Annotated in this window: 15 protein-coding genes; 9 read left to right on the top strand and 6 right to left on the bottom strand. The window is 72.5% G+C overall.

Annotated features, from left to right (window positions below; all coding sequences use genetic code 11):
- Nucleotides 1–109: 109 nt before the first annotated feature.
- The 4 genes from infB to truB all read left to right on the top strand — a co-directional run bounded on the left by infB (nucleotide 110) and on the right by truB (nucleotide 5,097).
- On the top strand, nucleotides 110–3,265 hold the full coding sequence (gene infB / locus OG299_RS12160; protein ID WP_327361501.1) for a translation initiation factor IF-2: 3,156 nt from the start codon (nucleotides 110–112) through the stop codon (nucleotides 3,263–3,265).
- Nucleotides 3,266–3,418: 153 nt separating this feature from the next.
- Nucleotides 3,419–3,712: a DUF503 domain-containing protein gene (locus OG299_RS12155; RefSeq protein ID WP_266636240.1), complete on the top strand. Its 294-nt coding sequence runs from the start codon at nucleotides 3,419–3,421 to the stop codon at nucleotides 3,710–3,712.
- Nucleotides 3,713–3,739: 27 nt separating this feature from the next.
- Nucleotides 3,740–4,192, top strand: coding sequence for a 30S ribosome-binding factor RbfA (gene rbfA, locus OG299_RS12150; RefSeq protein WP_266636238.1), 453 nt, complete (start codon nucleotides 3,740–3,742; stop codon nucleotides 4,190–4,192).
- A complete protein-coding gene (gene truB / locus OG299_RS12145) occupies nucleotides 4,189–5,097 on the top strand; it encodes a tRNA pseudouridine(55) synthase TruB (RefSeq protein ID WP_266636236.1) in 909 nt (302 codons plus the stop codon). The genes rbfA and truB overlap by 4 nt, the downstream gene beginning before the upstream one ends.
- Before the next feature lie 213 nt (nucleotides 5,098–5,310).
- Here truB and OG299_RS12140 read toward each other — a convergent pair whose 3' ends face one another.
- Entirely contained in the window at nucleotides 5,311–5,997 is a 687-nt protein-coding gene (locus OG299_RS12140) for a hypothetical protein (protein ID WP_266636234.1), read from the bottom strand.
- Nucleotides 5,994–6,596 carry an RNA polymerase sigma factor gene (locus tag OG299_RS12135; protein ID WP_266636233.1) on the bottom strand — a complete coding sequence of 201 codons (603 nt, stop codon included), beginning with the start codon at nucleotides 6,594–6,596 and terminating at the stop codon, nucleotides 5,994–5,996. Before OG299_RS12135 ends, OG299_RS12140 begins: the two co-directional genes overlap by 4 nt.
- A 228-nt stretch (nucleotides 6,597–6,824) precedes the next feature.
- Here OG299_RS12135 and OG299_RS12130 point away from each other — a divergent pair, with 228 nt between their 5' ends.
- Nucleotides 6,825–7,781 carry a bifunctional riboflavin kinase/FAD synthetase gene (locus OG299_RS12130; RefSeq protein WP_266636231.1) on the top strand — a complete coding sequence of 319 codons (957 nt, stop codon included), beginning with the start codon at nucleotides 6,825–6,827 and terminating at the stop codon, nucleotides 7,779–7,781.
- 76 nt (nucleotides 7,782–7,857) lie between these two features.
- Here the strand turns inward: OG299_RS12130 and OG299_RS12125 are convergent, their stop codons facing one another.
- The 3 genes from OG299_RS12125 to eccE all read right to left on the bottom strand — a co-directional run bounded on the left by OG299_RS12125 (nucleotide 7,858) and on the right by eccE (nucleotide 13,193).
- On the bottom strand, nucleotides 7,858–10,287 hold the full coding sequence (locus tag OG299_RS12125; RefSeq protein WP_327361500.1) for an SCO5717 family growth-regulating ATPase: 2,430 nt from the start codon (nucleotides 10,285–10,287) through the stop codon (nucleotides 7,858–7,860).
- Between the two features lie 936 nt (nucleotides 10,288–11,223).
- Complete coding sequence (locus OG299_RS12120) at nucleotides 11,224–11,922, bottom strand: hypothetical protein (RefSeq protein WP_327361499.1); 699 nt, start codon at nucleotides 11,920–11,922, stop codon at nucleotides 11,224–11,226.
- Complete coding sequence (gene eccE / locus OG299_RS12115; RefSeq protein WP_327361498.1) at nucleotides 11,919–13,193, bottom strand: type VII secretion protein EccE; 1,275 nt, start codon at nucleotides 13,191–13,193, stop codon at nucleotides 11,919–11,921. Before eccE ends, OG299_RS12120 begins: the two co-directional genes overlap by 4 nt.
- Before the next feature lie 276 nt (nucleotides 13,194–13,469).
- Between eccE and eccB the strand changes: the two genes are divergently transcribed.
- The 4 genes from eccB (at nucleotide 13,470) to OG299_RS12095 (ending at nucleotide 17,245) form a co-directional block, all read left to right on the top strand.
- Nucleotides 13,470–15,032, top strand: a complete 1,563-nt coding sequence (gene eccB / locus OG299_RS12110) for a type VII secretion protein EccB (RefSeq protein ID WP_266636224.1) — start codon at nucleotides 13,470–13,472, stop codon at nucleotides 15,030–15,032.
- An 11-nt stretch (nucleotides 15,033–15,043) separates the two neighbouring features.
- On the top strand, nucleotides 15,044–16,321 hold the full coding sequence (gene mycP / locus OG299_RS12105; RefSeq protein ID WP_389873047.1) for a type VII secretion-associated serine protease mycosin: 1,278 nt from the start codon (nucleotides 15,044–15,046) through the stop codon (nucleotides 16,319–16,321).
- 213 nt (nucleotides 16,322–16,534) lie between these two features.
- On the top strand, nucleotides 16,535–16,870 hold the full coding sequence (locus OG299_RS12100; protein ID WP_030859748.1) for a WXG100 family type VII secretion target: 336 nt from the start codon (nucleotides 16,535–16,537) through the stop codon (nucleotides 16,868–16,870).
- A gap of 63 nt (nucleotides 16,871–16,933) precedes the next feature.
- The gene (locus OG299_RS12095) at nucleotides 16,934–17,245 is read left to right on the top strand and encodes a WXG100 family type VII secretion target (RefSeq protein WP_266636222.1); all 312 of its coding nucleotides are present in this window, start codon (nucleotides 16,934–16,936) and stop codon (nucleotides 17,243–17,245) included.
- Between the two features lie 82 nt (nucleotides 17,246–17,327).
- Here OG299_RS12095 and OG299_RS12090 read toward each other — a convergent pair whose 3' ends face one another.
- Complete coding sequence (locus OG299_RS12090; protein WP_266636220.1) at nucleotides 17,328–17,573, bottom strand: DUF397 domain-containing protein; 246 nt, start codon at nucleotides 17,571–17,573, stop codon at nucleotides 17,328–17,330.
- Nucleotides 17,574–17,710: the final 137 nt, after the last annotated feature.

Here is a 17,710-nt window from a genome sequence, read left to right as displayed (position 1 = left end):
TCGCGAGTTGGAAGTAGGTCGAGATTGCGATGAGCACTCGATGAGTACGCGATGAGTACGCCCATGAAGTAGCGACGGTCCGGCGTAACCCGGACCTAAAAGGAGCGAAGTGGCTAAGGTCCGGGTATACGAACTCGCCAAGGAGTTCGGAGTTGAGAGCAAGGTCGTCATGGCCAAGCTCCAGGAACTCGGTGAGTTCGTCCGTTCGGCGTCCTCGACGATCGAGGCGCCGGTTGTACGCAAGTTGACTGACGCACTGCAGGGGCCCAGCGGCAACGCCGGCAAGTCCGCTGCGAAGCCGGGTGCGCCCCGCAAGGCTGCGCCCGCCAAGCCCGGGGTTCCCACCCCGGGTGCTGTTGCACGTCCCGCTGCCCCCAAGCCCGGCGCCCCGGCCCCCAAGCCGGCCGCTGCCGAGGCTGCGGCACCCAGCGCGTCCGCCCCGGTGACTCCGGCCGCTTCCGGCCCGCGTCCCGGTCCCAAGGCTCCGGCCGCCCCGAAGCCCGCTCCGGCGGCTCCCGTGGCGACCGAGTTCTCCGCGCCTCCGGCGGCCCCGGCCGCCCCGGCGCGCGCCGAGCGCACGGAGCGCACGGAGCGTCCCGCCGGTCCCGGCGCGACCCCCGGCCCGCGTCCGGCGCAGCAGCGTCCCGCGGCCCAGGGTGGCCAGGCCGGTGCCCGTCCCGGCGCCCCGCGTCCGGCCGGCTCCGCCCCCGGCGGCCAGGGACAGCGTCCCGCCGGTCCCGGTGGCCAGGCCCCGCGTCCGCAGGGCGCCCGTCCGGCCGGTCCCCGTCCGGGCAACAACCCGTTCACCTCTGGTGGCTCCACCGGCATGGCGCGCCCGCAGGCGCCCCGTCCGGCCGGCGCTCCCCGTCCCGGTGCCCCCGGCGCCGGCGGCGGCCAGGGTGCTCCCCGCCCGCAGGGTGGCCCCGGTGGCGCTCCGCGTCCGCAGGGTCCCGGTGCCGGTCGTCCGACCCCGGGCGGCATGCCCCGTCCGCAGGGCGGCGCCCCGCGTCCGGGTGGTGCTCCCGGTGGTAACCGTCCGAACCCGGGCATGATGCCGCAGCGTCCCGCTGCCGGTGGTCCCGGTCCCCGTCCCGGTGGCGGCCCCGGTGGCCGTGGTCCCGGTGCGGGCGGCGCAGGTCGTCCCGGCGGTGCCGGTCGTCCCGCGGGCGGCGGCTTCGCCGGTCGTCCGGCCGGTCCGGGCTCGCGTCCCGGCGGCGGTGGCGGCTTCGGCGGCCCGCGTCCCGGTGGCGGCGGCTTCGGCGGCGGTCCGGCGGGTGCCGGCGGCGGCGGTCGTCCCGGCTTCGGTGGTCGTCCCGGTGGCCCCGGTGCCCGTGGTGGCACGCAGGGTGCCTTCGGCCGTCCCGGTGGTCCGGCCCGTCGTGGTCGCAAGTCCAAGCGTCAGAGGCGCCAGGAGTACGAGGCCATGCAGGCCCCGTCCGTCGGCGGCGTGATGCTGCCTCGCGGCCAGGGCGAGACCGTTCGCCTGTCGCGCGGTGCCTCCCTCACCGACTTCGCGGAGAAGATCAACGCCAACCCGGCGTCGCTCGTCGCCGTGATGATGAACCTCGGCGAGATGGTCACTGCCACGCAGTCCGTCTCCGACGAGACGCTCGAGATGCTGGCCGGCGAGATGAACTACGTCGTCCAGATCGTCAGCCCGGAGGAAGAGGACCGCGAGCTCCTCGAGGGCTTCGACATCGAGTTCGGCGAGGACGAGGGCGGCGAGGAATACCTCATGCCGCGTCCGCCGGTCGTGACCGTCATGGGTCACGTCGACCACGGTAAGACCCGACTGCTCGACGCCATCCGCAAGACGAACGTCGTTGCGGGCGAGGCCGGCGGCATCACGCAGCACATCGGTGCGTACCAGGTCGGTACCGAGGTCAACGGTGAAGAGCGCAAGATCACCTTCATCGACACCCCGGGTCACGAGGCGTTCACCGCCATGCGTGCCCGTGGTGCCAAGTCGACCGACATCGCGATCCTCGTGGTCGCGGCCAACGACGGCGTCATGCCGCAGACGATCGAGGCGCTCAACCACGCCAAGGCCGCCGGCGTCCCGATCGTCGTCGCGGTCAACAAGATCGACGTCGAGGGTGCCGACCCGGTCAAGGTGCGCGGTCAGCTCACCGAGTTCGGCCTGGTCGCCGAGGAGTACGGCGGCGACACGATGTTCGTCGACATCTCCGCCAAGCAGGGTCTGCACATCGACTCCCTGCTGGAGGCCGTCGTCCTCACGGCCGACGCCTCGCTCGACCTGCGCGCCAACCCGGAGCAGGACGCTCAGGGTATTGCGATCGAGTCCCACCTCGACCGCGGCCGCGGTGCCGTCGCCACCGTCCTCGTCCAGCGCGGTACCCTCCGCGTCGGCGACACGATGGTCGTGGGCGACGCCTACGGCCGCGTGCGCGCCATGCTCGACGACAAGGGCAACAACGTCGAGGAAGCGGGTCCGTCGACCCCCGTCCTGGTCCTGGGTCTCACCAACGTCCCCGGCGCCGGCGACAACTTCCTCGTCGTCGACGAGGACCGCACCGCCCGTCAGATCGCCGAGAAGCGTGCTGCGCGTGAGCGCAACGCCAACTTCGCCAAGCGCGTCCGCCGGGTGTCCCTGGAAGACCTCGACTCGGTCCTCAAGGCCGGTCTGGTCCAGGAACTCAACCTCATCATCAAGGGCGACGCGTCCGGTGCGGTCGAGGCTCTCGAGTCCTCGCTGCTCCAGCTCGACGTCGGTGAAGAGGTCGACATCCGGGTCCTGCACCGCGGTGTGGGTGCGGTCACCGAGTCCGACATCTCGCTTGCGATGGGCTCCGACGCCATCGTCATCGGTTACAACGTCCGTGCGGCCGGCCGTGCCGCGCAGATGGCGGACCGCGAGGGCGTCGACGTCCGCTACTACTCGGTGATCTACCAGGCCATCGAGGAGATCGAGGCGGCCCTGAAGGGTCTCCTCAAGCCGGAGTACGAAGAGGTCGAGCTCGGTACGGCGGAGGTCCGCGAGATCTTCCGCTCGTCCAAGCTGGGCAACATCGCCGGTGTCCTCATCCGGTCCGGCGAGGTCAAGCGCAACACCAAGGCGCGGCTCCTGCGCGATGGCAAGGTCATCGCGGAGAACCTCAACATCTCCGGTCTGCGCCGCTTCAAGGACGACGTCACCGAGATTCGCGAAGGCTTCGAGGGCGGTATCAACCTCGGCAGCTACAACGACATCAAGATCGACGACGTCATCGCGACGTACGAGATGCGCGAGAAGCCCCGCGCGTAAGCGCGAGGCGGTTCGTACCGTGTCGTAACACCGGGGCCGGTCGGCGGAATATCCGTCGATCGGCCCCGGCCGTTGCGTGTACGGTTCTGGTGACCCTGCCGCGCGACGGCCGGCAGGCCACCGAACCCGCACCGGCGGGATATCCGGAACTGAATGTACGTGGGGACTCTGTCCTTCGACCTGCTCCTCGGCGACGTCCACTCGCTGAAGGAGAAACGCTCCGTAGTCCGGCCCATCGTGGCCGAGCTCCAACGCAAGTTCGCCGTGAGCGCGGCAGAGGTGGGCGACCAGGATCTGCACCGCAGGGCCCGTATCGGGGTCGCTCTGGTCAGCGGGGACGCGAGGTTCCTCTCGGATGTACTGGACCGCTGCGAGCGGCTGGTCGCGGCACGTCCGGAAGTGGAGCTGCTGTCGGTACGACGGCGGCTGCACGGTGATGAAGACTGATAGCAAGACAAAGAAGGAGACGGACCAGTGGCCGACAATGCGCGGGCAAAGAAGCTGGCGGACCTCATCCGGGAGGTGGTGGCCGAGAAGCTGCAGCGTGGTGTCAAGGACCCCCGCCTCGGTACGCACGTGACCATCACGGACACCCGGGTCACCGGCGATCTGCGGGAGGCCACGGTCTTCTACACGGTCTACGGTGACGACGAGGACCGCGCCAGCGCGGCAGCGGGTCTCGAAAGCGCCAAGGGCGTACTGCGCTCCGCGGTCGGCCGGGCGGCGGGCACCAAGTTCACGCCCACCCTGACCTTCGTCGCGGACGCGCTCCCGGAGAACGCCAAGACCATCGAGGACCTCCTCAACAAGGCGCGCGCCTCCGACGCCCAGGTGCGAGAGGTCTCCTCCGGCGCGCAGTACGCCGGCGACGCCGACCCGTACAAGAAGCCCGGTGAGGACGACGACGAGGACGCAGCCGCGGAATGAGCACCAACGCAGGGAAGACTCCGGACGGCCTTGTCATCGTCGACAAGCCGTCCGGCTTCACTTCGCACGACGTGGTCGCCAAGATGCGCGGGATCGCCAAGACCCGCCGCGTCGGCCACGCCGGCACGCTCGACCCGATGGCGACGGGCGTCCTCGTCCTGGGCGTCGAGAAGGCCACCAAGCTCCTCGGCCACCTCGCGCTCACCGAGAAGGAATACCTCGGGACGATCCGCCTCGGTCAAAACACCCTGACGGACGACGCGGAGGGTGAGATCACCTCCTCCACGGACGCCTCCGCGGTGACCCGCGAGGCCGTGGACAAGGGCATCGCCAAGCTGTCCGGCGAGATCATGCAGGTCCCGTCGAAGGTCAGCGCCATCAAGATCAAGGGCGTGCGCTCCTACAAGCGTGCGCGCGACGGCGAGGACTTCGAGATCCCGGCCCGGCCGGTGACCATCTCCTCGTTCCAGGTGTACGACATGCGGGACGCAGAGGCCGAGGACGGCACCAAGGTCGTCGACCTCGTCGTCTCCGTGGTGTGCTCCAGCGGTACGTACATCCGCGCCCTCGCCCGTGACCTGGGCGCCGACCTCGGCGTCGGCGGGCACCTCACCGCGCTGCGGCGCACCCGGGTGGGCCCGTACAAGATCGACCGGGCGCGGACGCTGGACCAGCTCCAGGAGGAGCTGACCGTCATGCCGATCGGCGAGGCGGCGGCCGCGGCCTTCCCGCGCTGGGACCTGGACGCCCGGCGTGCCTCGCTGCTCGCCAACGGCGTGCGCATCGAGATGCCGGACGCGTACCCCGCCGGCAAGACGGTGGCGGTCTACGGGCCGGAGGGTCAGCTGCTCGGGCTCGTGGAGAGCAAGGGCGGCAAGGCGAAGTCGCTGGCCGTCTTCGTCTGATCCGCTCCGCTTTGACGTGGAGCGGTGAGCGCACATCGCCTGCTGCTCACCGCTCCACGACCCCCCTCGGGTAGGTGTCTATCCAGCCTCGCCCCCGTATGCACCCGTCCGAGCAGGCGCGCGGAGTGACTGAGGGAGTACAAGGGGGCGCTTTCCGCCGCGCGGGCTCCCGCCGGCACTCCTGCTTCGCCGAGGCCGGCCTCGTGCCCCTGCCTATCTCTTGGTCGCCCCGCCCAGCTTGACGAGCGCCTCGCTCGGCAGGTCCTCGTTGGGGCGACCGGAGGGCGAGACGGGCGAGTGGGTCCCCGTGGGGTTCTTCGGGAGCTCGTCGACGCCCAGGCTGAAGTTGTCGGGGATGCAGGACGGCACCAGCGAGGTGCGCAGCGAGCCGAAGGAACCTCGCCAGGGGCCCTTCTCGTACATCGTGAAGACGAGGGTGTGCCCCGCCGGAAGCGTCGTTGAGTTGATCTTCAACAGGGGTCCGTCCCCCTCGCTCGTGAGGAGTCCGTTCGCCTCGTCGAAACCGCCGGGCGGCCATTCGGAGCACTCGCCCGCCGGCTTCACGGGGACCCTCGTGATGCTGACCCCCAGCGCGCGGAGCTCGCGCTCCAGGCCGGGCAGCCCCTCGGGATTGAACAGCTTGACCGTGATGGTGCCGTCGCTGCTCATCGTCAGGGCGTACGCGGGGGCGCTGCCCCCGTCGTCGCCGACGACCGGCAGGGCGACCAGGAGGCCGGCGGCCGCGGCCGCTGCCACGCCGAGGGCGAGCGGCATCCGGAACCGGCGGGCGGGGGAGCGGACGGCGAAGTCGACCTGCTCCTCGATCCTGCTCCGGTCGGCGGCGATCGCCAGGAGCTCCTCCTTGAGGCGCTCCTCGAACCGGGTGGGCCTGCTGTTCATCGTGCTGCCTCCAACTGGTGTGCCGGGACGGGGTGTTCGGAAGGTGCGGACGCGGTCCGCAAAATGCGCCGGGCGCGGTGCAGGCGGACCCGGACGGTGGCCTGGGTGACGCCGAGGGCCTGCGCGGCCTCGGCCGGGCTGAGCCCGTCCACGACGATCAGGTCGAGGACGGCTCGAAGCGGCTCGGAGAGGGCGGCATGTCTCTCGGCCAGTACCCGGAACGCCCGCTGGGCGTCGATCCGCTCCTCCAGCGCGGCGACGTCCTCGTCGTCGAGCAGCCGACGGCCGCTGAGCCGCTCCAGTGCGCCGCGCTCGCGGGCACGGCCGCGGGCATGGCCCGCCAGGACATGCCGTGCGATGCCGTACAGCCAGGCGACCGGGACGCCCCGGTCGGGCCGGTAGCCCGGAGCGGCCTTCAGCGCCGCGAGGAAGATGTCGGCCGTCAGGTCAGCCGCCAGATGCGGGTCGGCGACGCGGCGCGTGACGAAACCCAGGACCGCGTCTATGTGCTGCTGGTAGAACGCCCCGAATCCTTCGGGTGTGGACAGATCCGGCGGTCCGATTCCCGCCGACACGCTCTCCTGCTCGGTGCTGCTCACCGGGCCCCCTCCCTGGTGTCCGGGACCCGTACGAGCCCCTCTACCCCTTACTTGGCCGCAGCCGCCCCCACCGTTACATCCGCGCGCCTGGGCTCCGCCCCGCCGAGGTGACACAGAGCGCCCCCAGCCAGATGCCGATGCGGGGCCCCGGGCACGGGCATGGCAGTCTTAGACCTGCAATCGGCAACCAGGACAGGGCCTACACGGTTCGGGCGAGGAGCGGTCACAGTGCAGCGCTGGCGTGGCTTGGAGGACATCCCCCAGGACTGGGGACGCAGCGTCGTCACCATCGGCTCGTACGACGGTGTGCACCGGGGCCATCAGCTGATCATCGGGCGGGCCGTGGCCAAGGCGCGCGCGCTCGGCGTCCCGTCCGTCGTCGTCACCTTCAGCCCGCACCCGAGCGAGGTCGTGCGCCCCGGCAGCCACCCGCCGATCCTGGCCCCGTACGACCGCCGTGCCGAACTGATGGCCGGGCTGGGCGTGGACGCGCTGCTGATCCTGCCGTTCACGGCGGAGTTCTCGCAGCTCTCCCCGGCCGACTTCATCGTGAAGGTGCTCGTCGACAAGCTGCACGCGCAGGCCGTCATCGAGGGCCCGAACTTCCGCTTCGGCCACCGGGCCGCCGGAAACGTCGACTTCCTCCGCGAGCTGGGCGGCACGTACGACTACGAGGTCGACGTCGTGGACCTGGTCGAGCGCGGCGCGGCGGGCGGCGGCGTCCCGTTCTCCTCGACGCTGGCTCGAAAGCTGGTCGCAGAAGGCGACATGGCGGGCGCGGCCGAGATCCTCGGTCGGCCGCACCGCGTCGAGGGCGTCGTCGTACGCGGCGCCCAGCGCGGGCGCGAACTCGGCTACCCGACGGCCAACGTCGAGACCGCCCCGCACACCGCCATCCCGGCGGACGGCGTGTACGCGGGCTGGCTCACGGCCAACGGCGAGCGGATGCCGGCGGCGATCTCGGTCGGCACGAACCTGCAGTTCGACGCCACCGAGCGGACCGTGGAGGCGTACGCGATCGACCGGATCGGCCTGGACCTGTACGGCCTGCACGTGACCGTGGACTTCCTCGCGTACGTGCGCGGCATGGCGAAGTTCGAATCGCTGGACGGCCTGCTCGAGGCCATCGCCGACGACGTGAAGCGGGCGCGGACGCTGACCGAGGCGTACGACGCGGAGCGCTGAGCCGCGGGCGGCTGCCCGGCGTGCACGAGAAGGGCCCGTACCCCCTGGGAGGTACGGGCCCTTCCTGCTGCCGTCGTCAGCCGAGGCGCGGGTCGCGCGGGGGCTGCTGCGGGTTCTGGGGCTGCTGCTGCGGCTGCCAGGGCTGGCCGGGCTGCGGGTACGGCTGGGCGTACGGCTGCGGCGGCTGCTGGTACGGGGACGGGCCCTGGGGCTGGCCGTACGGCTGGCCCTGCGGCTGCGGCTGCTGAGGTGACTGCGGCTGGGCGTGGAGCTGCTGCTGCTGTTGGGGCTGTTGGGGCTGCTGAGGTGCTCCCCAGTGGCCCTGGGGGGCCTGCTGGGCGGCGCGGACGAAGTCCTCGGCCACGAGCGCGGAGAGGTTGAAGTACGCCTCCCGGGTCTTCGGCCGCATCAGGTCGAGGTCGACCTCGGCGCCGGCCGCGAGGTGTTCGTCGAACGGCACCACGACGACGCCGCGGCAGCGGGTCTCGAAGTGCTGCACGATGTCCTCGATCTTGATCATCTTGCTGGTCTCGCGGACCCCCGAGATGACGGTGAGGGAGCGGGAGACCAGGTCGGCGTACCCGTGCGCGGAGAGCCAGTCGAGCGTCGTGCTCGCGCTGCTGGCACCGTCCACCGACGGGGTCGAGATGATGATCAGCTGATCGGCCAGGTCCAGGACGCCGCGCATGGCGGAGTAGAGCAGGCCGGTGCCCGAGTCGGTGAGGATGATCGGGTACTGGCGGCCGAGCGTGTCGATGACACGGCGGTAGTCCTCGTCGTTGAACGTCGTCGACACGGCCGGGTCCACGTCGTTGGCGATGATCTCCAGGCCGGAGGGGGCCTGGGAGGTGAACCGCCGGATGTCCATGTACGAGTTCAGGTACGGGATCGCCTGGACCAGGTCCCGGATGGTGGCCCCGGTCTCGCGGCGGACGCGGCGGCCGAGGGTGCCGGCGTCGGGGTTCGCGTCGATGGCCAGGATCTTGTCCTGGCGCTCGGTGGCGAGGGTCGCGCCGAGGGCGGTGGTGGTCGTGGTCTTGCCGACGCCGCCCTTGAGGCTGATGACGGCGATGCGGTAGCAGGACATGACCGGCGTGCGGATGAGCTCGAGCTTGCGCAGGCGCTCGGCCTCGGCGGCCTTGCCGCCGAAACGGAAGCCGGCGCGCTGGGGCTTGGGCTTCTGCTTGCCGCGCAGCAGCCGGTCGGAGGACAGCTCGACGGCGGCGGTGTAGCCGAGGGGAGCGCCGCCGCCGGCCGGGCCGGGCTGGTAGCGGGGGTCGTGCGGCTGCGGGCCCGGCTGGGGCCCGGCGGGCCACTGGGCGCCGCCGGTACGGGGGTCGTACTGCGACTGCGACTGCGGCTGCGGCTGCGGCTGCGGCTGCTGGTGCTGCGGGGGTACGGGGGCCGGGGCCGGAGCGGGCTGCGCGGGCGGGAAGGCGTAGTCGCCTGCGTCCACGGGCGGCTGCGGCTGGTGCTGCGCCGGTGCGGGGGCCGGCGGGAAGCCGTAGCCGTCCTGGGGCGCCGTGGTGGCCGGGCCGGGGGCCGGGGGGAACCCGTACCCGTTCTGGGGCGCGGGCGGGAAGCCGTAGCCGTCCTGCGGCGCGGTGGTGGCGGGGACGGGGGCCGGCGGGAAGCCGTAGCCGTCCTGCGGCGCGGTGGTGGCGGGGAACGCGGGCGGCAGCGCCGGCAGTTCGCCTCCGGGTCCCCCGAAGGGGGCTTCCACGGGCGGGTGAACTGCATCCACGGGGGTGACGGGCGCCGGAGCCTCCGGTACGGGGGGCGCGAAGGGCGCAGGGAAGGCGTCGGCCACCGGCGCGGGAGCGGCGTCCCGGGGAACCTCCGGAGCCGCGGGCTCGGGGTTCGCGAACGGGATGGCCGTCCCGTCGGGCGGGGTGTCGTGCCGCTGGACGGGGGCGGATCCCTCGAAGGAGGCCTTCACGAACGGCCCGGGCGCTTCGGCGGGGGCCTCGGCGGAGGGCGTGCCGAAGGGCGCCGGGGCGGGGGTGGGTGCCGGTGCCGGTGCCGGCAGGGCCGGTACCTCGGCGGGTGCCGGGAGAGCCGCGGGTGCGCCGGTGGTGGACTCGGCCGGGGTACTGAAGGGTGCCGGGTGCGCCGAGGGGGCGCCCGTGGTGTCGGCGGGTGCCGGGGGCGGGAAAACCGCGGGCGGGGTGGCGTTGTCGGCCGGCGCGCTGAAGGGTGCCGGGGCCGGCGGGGCCGGTGCCGGGAACGGCGAGGGCACGCCCGCTCCGTCCGACGGCGTGCGCGGGGCCGGCGGGGCGATCCGCATCGTCGAGGGCGAGGCCACGTCCGACGGGCGGTGGGGTTCGAAGCCGCTGCCTTCGGGGAGGCCCGGTACCGCAGTGGCCGGGGCCGCGCCCTGCGTGTACCAGGCCGGCGGGGTGTAGTCGATGGTGAACTCGCCCGTCACCTCGGGCTCCGCGTCGGACTGATCGTCCGTCGGGACGTCCCAAGTCCCGCCGCGCCTCTCGTTCCGATCGCCGCTCACTGGTCCTCCTGGTCTGTCGAACACTGGTCCGGCGCCCACCTCGACGCCGCGCCCGCGCCCAGCCTAATCGCGTGCCGACAGCGGTGTCCGCCCCCGTTGGACGTCCCGCGGTGCGGGGGCCCTTGCGGGCCGGCTTCCTGCCGTCGTCCTTGCCGTCCTGCCTACAGGGTGGGCGCTCCCTGAGCAACCGTCACCCGCCGGGTGGCGTGCTGCTGCCGCTGCGCGGGGCCTTTTCCCCGCCCCGCCCTTTCTCCGTTTCTCCCCAGCTCCCGCTGGGACGTGCCCCGGGGGCTCCGCCCGGACCGCGCCTCAATCGCCGGCGGGGCTGGAAAGAACCCCGGGGCTCTGACCCGGACCCCGCGCCTCAAACGCCGGCGGGGCTGGGTGGTGCCGGGGAGGCCCGGGGGCTTCGCCCCGGACCCCGCGCGTCGATCGCCAGCGCTGGAGGTGCCGCCAGGGCTGGACCGTGCCGGTCGCCCGACCGGCCAGTCTGGCCGCTCCCGGCCCGACCGGCCCGCCCCGACCTGAGCGGCCTGACTGGCACGAGCGGTCCGGTCGTCTCGCCTGGCCTGTCCGGGCCCGCCCCTCCGGCCCGCCGACCCGACTGGCCCGCGCGGTCCGGTTGGAATGCCTGTCCGGGCCGGACTGGCCCGGCCTGTGTGGCTTGGTCGGCACGGCCAGTCCCGGCCCGCCCCGGCCTGTGTGGCTTGGTCGGCACGGCCAGTCCCGGCCCGCCCCGGCCTGTGTGGCTTGGTCGGCACGGCCAGTCCCGGCCCGCCCCGGCCCGCCTTGCGTGTCCGGCCCGACCGGCAGCCCCGGCTTGCGGGGCTCGGTCGGCGCGGCCCGAGAGCTCCGCCCTGCTCGGCAGTCCCGCCTGGGCCCGGCCGCTGGGCTCCGTTGGCTTGCGTGGGGTGGGGTGGTTGGGCATCGGGGTGGTCAGTCGATGCGGCGGGAGGGGCCCAGGAGGCCGGTCTCCGGTTCCGTGCCCTGGGTCATCACGAACTGGCGGTCCTTCGGCGTGCACCACAGGGTGACCCCGTCGCCCAGCGTCGGCAGGGAATCCACCGCCGCCCGCGGCAGGTTCATCAGGCGGCCGAGCTGCTCCGCCTCGTCCGGGGACACCCGCTGGACGCCCACCAGCGAGGAGTTCTGCAGCAGCCTCGGCGCCGTCGGGCTCAGGTACGGCAGCAGGGTCAGCACCGACTGCCAGGGCCCCGCCACCACGCGCCCGCGCGGCGGCCGCATCCCGCAGTCCCGGATCACCAGCACCGGGCTGCCCGCCGACGCGCCCTGCGGCGGCACCCGGCCGACCTCGTGCAGCGTCACGCACTGCTGGCCGCCGCCCGCGGCCTGGGCCAGCCCGGACCACACCTGCCCGCGCCCGGTCTCCACCGCCACCCGCGCCCCCGTGGCCGCCGCGCGCAGCGCCAGCACCTGCGCCGTCCACAGGCCGCCGATCAGCGTCACCTCGTACGGCGTCGGCCGGTTGATGCCGAGCACCGCCGGGCGCCCCTCGGCGTCCACGCCGATGACGACCCCGTCGTCCCCGACGGGCAGCGCCAGCGCGTCCAGGTCCGCCGCGGGGACCGCATGCCGTTCCCGGCGCGGGCCGATCAGCCCGAACCCGCCCCTCATCGCGCCCCTCCCAGCGGCAGCGAAGCCAGCAGCCCCGGTACCTGTTCACGGTCGAGCCGGACCAGCCCGGTGCGCACACCGCGGGCCGTGCGTTCCAGTTCCCTGCGGGCCGCCACGAGTTCCTCGTCGCTGCGCCCCGTGACCCGTACGTGGCCGGTCAGCGTGACGCCCTGGCGCTCCGCCGGAGCCATCGTCAGGCTGAAGTTCGTCGCCAGCGCCGGCAGCGAGGTCAGCAGCGCCACGAACTGCGGCAGGGACGCCGCCCCGCTGCCGCCGAGCTGCGGCCAGCGGCCTATCCAGTAAGTGGTGTGCCGGCGGTCGTCGCAGCGCCAGATCCGCGCCGTCTCCTCCGTCCGCCGGCCGGTGCTCGCCGAGCGCCCCGCCTGCGTGATCGCCATCGGGTTCGCGCAGGAGGAGGTGGCCAGTGCCGCCGTCAGCTCCTGCTCGGTGAGCACGGTGGCCCGGAACCCGGCCCCGGTCAGCCGGCTCGCCAACTGGTCGGCCGCCCGCACCACACAGCGCTGCGCGCCCGCCAGCCCGCCACCGCGCGCGGTGACCGCCTCGGGACACAGCTCCGGGTCGAGCTTGAGCGCGATCCACGTCAGCCGCACCGCCGGGGTTCCCGTGGCGGCCTGCAGGGGCGCGTAGTTGCGGGTGGCCATCGACTGGGCCGGCAGGTGCGGGGCCGGCGCGGGCTGGGTGTGCAGCACCAGCTGCGCGGACTCCAGCCGGATGCCGTCGACTTCGAGGATGTCCCGTACGAGGGCCAGCGGCAGCGGCCGGGCGCCGCGGTCGGGCCGCAGCGCGGTGGCGTCCGTGTCCACCTGGACGACGGCGGTCAGGAACGTCCCGTCACCGACCATCCCGACGGGCCGCCGGTCGCGGTCGCTGAACGTGAGGGTCCGCAGCGCCGGATCGGCCTCGACGAGCGGGGCCAGCCCCGGCTCGGTACCCGCGGGAACCGCGAACGACGCGGCCCGGCGCCGCCGGGAGCGCAGCGCGAGCGCGCCGCCGATCCACTCCGGCAGGGAGCGCTGGTGGCGGCGTACGACGGCGAGCACCACGAGGACGAGCGCCAGGACACCGGCCGGGATCAGCAGCATCGGCTCCACGACCCAGGCCACCAGCAGGGCGGCCACGGCGATCTGGAGCAGTACGAGTTGTTGCAATCGGAACGGGCCGAAACGGCCCGGGCTCGACTTCGGATACGGCGTCACCCCGCCGCGAGCGGGTGCGGGTGCACCCGTCTGCGGCTGCGTCGCGGTGGCCATCACTCGCCCACCTCCCCTTCCCGGGGCCGTACCCCGTGAGTGCCGGAGCCGGGCGCTGCCCGCCGCAGGACCCCGGATCTCCCCAATCCACCCCAACAAGCCCTGAATACCCCGACGACCCCTGAATCGTGCGGCCCGGAAGACAGTGAGCGGCGGCCTCACCCTACCCGGCCCCTGGGCACCCTCCGTCAAGAGGCATAGTAGGTCCCCGGTCCGACAATCGAGGCCCGGGGACCGTACTCACCGACCGGGCCGTGCGGGGAGAAGCAGGCGGTCATGGCATCACGACGTGATGAACTCAACGCGTACACCTTTGCGAAGCGGCGCACGGTGGCCGCGTTCCTCCAGCCTTCCGCCACCGGGTCCGAGGAAGGTGCGCCGCGTCCGCTGCGTGCGGTTCTGCCCGGGCTGGTGGCGGGGGCGCTCGTACTCGCCGCGTTCGGTGCCTGGGGAATGTTCAAGCCGCAGGCGCCCAAGGGCTGGGACGAGGCCGGTACCAAGGTCATCGTCGGCAAGCAGTCGACGACCCGGTACGTGGTGCTCACGACCAAGGTGAACGGCAAGGACCAGACCCGGCTGCACCCGGTGCTCAACCTGGCTTCCGCCCGACTCCTCCTGGATCCGCAGAAGTTCAAGGTCATCCAGATCGACGACAAGATCCTGGACGCGGGCAAGCCGCCGCGCGGGCCCATCATCGGCATCCCGTACGCGCCCGACCGGCTGCCGGCCCCGCAGGACGCCGGCAAGGCGAAGCGCTGGGCCGTCTGCCAGGCGCCGGGCGGCAACGGCAAGACCGTGCAGACCGCGACGTTCGTCCTCGCCGACCGCGAGGCGGGGCTGATGGACGACGACCGCAAGGTCACCGACAGCCAGATGCTGTACGTGCAGAGCACCGGCGGGGCCAAGGAGCGCTACCTGATCGACGCGACGGGGACGAAGTACAAGTTCCCCGAAGGAGGCGCGGACGCCGGGAAGATGACCAACGCGCTGGTCGGCAACACCGGCGCCACCCCGCAGCAGGTCACCGAGACGTGGCTGTCCACCCTCAACTCCGGGGACGACCTGGCCTTCCCGCAGCTGCCCGTCGCGGCCGGCACGAAGGCCGACGTACAGGGCCTGACCACCGGCGACAACAAGGTCGGGATGGTGCTGAAGGCGCAGACCGGCTCCGGTGCGCAGCACTACGTCGTGCTGCCCGGGAAGGTCGCGCCGGTCTCCGACTTCGTGGCGTGGCTGCTGATCTCGGCGCCCGCGACCGACGGCCTCAACATGCACGGAAAGCCCCGCGAGGTCGACCTCCAGTCGCTCAACCCGGACGCCACGGCGTTCAAGGGCGAGGCCAAGTGGCCGCAGAAGAAGTCCGACCGGATCAACCAGGCCGCCGGCTCGGGCGCCCGCGACACCGTCTGCAACGTGCTGCGCTCGGTCGACGGCCAGGGCAACCAGACGCTGAGCACCTGGGCCGGCACCGGATTCCCCATCGACATCACCGCCAGCGGCACGAGCGCGTACGTCACGCCGGGCTCGGGACTGCTCTATACGCAGGTCCAGGGCAAGCAGACCACCGCCGGCGGCGCCCTGTTCCTGGTCACCGACACCGGACTGCGGTACGCGGTGCAGGCCAACGGGGACAGCGACGCCGAGAAGTCGAAGATCGGCGCCCCCGACCAGCCGAACGGCCAGGCCGGCGCGGACGGCCGCCCCGAGGCCAGCCAGGCGCAGATCCGGCTCGGCTACGGGACGGTCACACCGGCCATGGTGCCCATCGCCTGGTCCGAGTTCCTCTCGAAGGGGCCGCGCCTGGACACCAACTCCGCCCGCCAGCCGCAGGGTTCGTGAGGACGCCGCCGATGCCCATGCCCTCGTACACGCGCAGCGCACTCGTCACCGGGGCGCTCGCCGTGGCCGCCCTGTCCGGCACGACCGTCGCGGCCGGTGCCGCCACCGCCGCCGCGGCGGCCGCCCCGTACCCGGAACCCGTCCGCGCACCGGCCCTGGAACTCGCGGGCGCCGGCGAGTGCACCTTCCCCATGAAGAAGCAGATCGCCGACCGCCCCTGGGCCCTGCAGCGGCTGCTGCTCGACGCGCTCTGGGCGCAGACCAAGGGCAAGGACAAGAACGGCAAGCCCGTCCGCGTCGCGGTCATCGACACCGGTGTGGACCGTGCGAACCCGCAGCTCAGCGGCGCCATCGACGTCGGCGCCGGCAAGGACTTGATCGACCCCAAGGGCGGCGACGGCACGACCGACACGGTGGGCCACGGCACCAAGGTGGCCGGGCTGATCGCGGCCCGACCGCAGGAAGGCACCGGCTTCGTCGGCCTGGCCCCCGACTCGACGATCATCCCGATCCGGCAGAACGACGGACAGGGCAAGGGCAACGCCCTCTCCCTGGGCCAGGCGATCGACCACGCGGTGTCCAAGGGCGCCCAGGTCATCAACATCTCCCAGGACACCGACGCCCCCCTGACCGCCGACTCCGAGCTCGGCAAGGCCGTCCAGCGCGCCATCGACGCGAAGGTCGTGGTCGTGGCCTCGGCGGGCAACGACGGCATGAGCGGCGAGAAGCACAGGACCTACCCGGCGGCCTTCCCCGGCGTCCTCGCCGTGGCCTCCTCGGACCGCAACAACGAGCGGGCCGCGTTCTCCCAGCCCGGCGACTTCATCGGGGTCGCCGCGCCCGGCGTCGACATGGTCTCCACCGTCCCCGGCTTCGGACAGTGCATCGACAACGGCACCAGTTTCTCGGCGCCCTACGTCGCCGGAGTCGCGGCCCTGCTGCGGGCGAAGCACGAGGACTGGTCCCCGCAGGAGATCGTCTGGCAGATCCAGGGGACCGCCGAGCGTTCGGTCAACGGCCGTGACGACTACGTCGGATGGGGCGTCGTCGACCCGGTCCGCGCGGTCACCCAGGACCACGACCGCCCCAAGGCCCCCGTCCCGGACCCCGGCCCGCCCCCGGCCGCCGCACCGGAGGTGGCGGCGCTGCGGACGTCCGAGACGGCGCAGGAGCGCGAGGAGCGGTTCGGCACGTACGCTCTCGGGATCGGGGGCGTGCTGATCGCGGTCATCGCGGGCACCGCGACGGTGGTCCGGGACGCCCGGAAGCGCCGGGGTCGTTTGCAGTGAACCGTCACAGTTCATCAACGGAAGCGGCCCACCGGTGTTGGGACCGTCCGATGAACTGGCTAGAGTGACACCAGGCTTCACGACTGTGATCGGGGGATCGCGTGAGGCGGAGGGGGAGTTCCAGGGCGCGTGGCTCGAATCCGCGCCGGGAACGCCCGCTCTGCCGCGCAATCCGCCGGTTCTGCCGGCGAATTGAGAAGTGAGGAGCTTCGGATGAGCAATTTCGGACTCGCAGACGATCCGATCGTCCAGGCGAAGAACAAGATCGAGACGACGGCCCGTGCCGTCACCACCCAGTCCCGCGAGCTGGCCGACATCCTCGCCACGGTGAGCGCCGGCTGGACCGGTGTGGGTGCCTCGGGCTTCGTTTCCGCCCAGACGGTCGTCAATGAGGACCACGACGAGATCCGTCGTCTGCTCGGGGTGCTGCACAACGCGGTCGCGCAGACCAAGAACCTCAGCAACGCGCAGGACGACGACGTGCGCGCGGCGTTCAAGACGGTGCAGGCCGGCGCCGGCCAGGGCGGCTCGGGCCTCAACGGCATCTGACCTGCCGCCCACGTCTTACGGCGTCACGTCGTTCCCACTCAACTCAGCGTGAAGGAGTACAACATGTCCGGTCCCGACGGCGGGCACACCAAGGTCCGGTATGAGAGCGTCCAGGAGATGGCGAACCGCATCCGCATCGTCTCCAAGAAGATCATGACGGACCTGGAGGAGATGGACCAGGCCCTCAAGGTCGTCACGGACACCTGGGACGGTGAGGCGCACCAGGCCTACATCACCCTCCAGGGGAAGTACAAGGGCAAGGCCGACCACATGCACAAGCAGCTCGAGCAGGTCGCGACGCTGATCGAGCGCGGCAAGGGCGACTACCGCGCCACCGACGTGAAGGCCTCGCGCCTGTTCACCGAGGCCTACTGAGCCAGGTCGACCGCAGTCGCATGCGGATACGGGGCGCGCCCGCACCGGGCGCGCCCCGTCGTCGTACCCCGGGGCAGCGGCCTCAGCGCGGTCCGCGGTCGAGGTCGAACTCCCCGTCCCTGGCCCCGAGCACGAAGGCCTCCCACTCTGCCTTCGTGTAGCGCAGGACGGTGTCCCGGTCGAGCGAGGACCGCATGGCCACGGCGCCCTCGGGCAGCCGGGCGATCTCGACCCGCTCCTCGTCGGGGCTGGTCCCGGGCGGGCCCTCCCACTCCACGCCGCTGATGTCGAGCGCGTACAGCTCGTCCTTCTCCTGCTGAGTGCCCATGTGCGGCCTTTCCCTCGGCGGTGCGGTGCTACCGCGGTCTTCACCACCGATTATCGACGCTCCGCGCGGCCCCGGGGGAGCGTTTCCCGTTGATCACGAGAAAGCGGGGCCCGGCCGGTGGCCGGGCCCCGCTCCTT

This window comes from Streptomyces sp. NBC_01296, from assembly GCF_035984415.1.
GTDB lineage: Bacteria > Actinomycetota > Actinomycetes > Streptomycetales > Streptomycetaceae > Streptomyces.
Note: the sequence above shows the minus strand (reverse complement) of the source record. Positions and strands in the feature narration are given on the sequence as shown.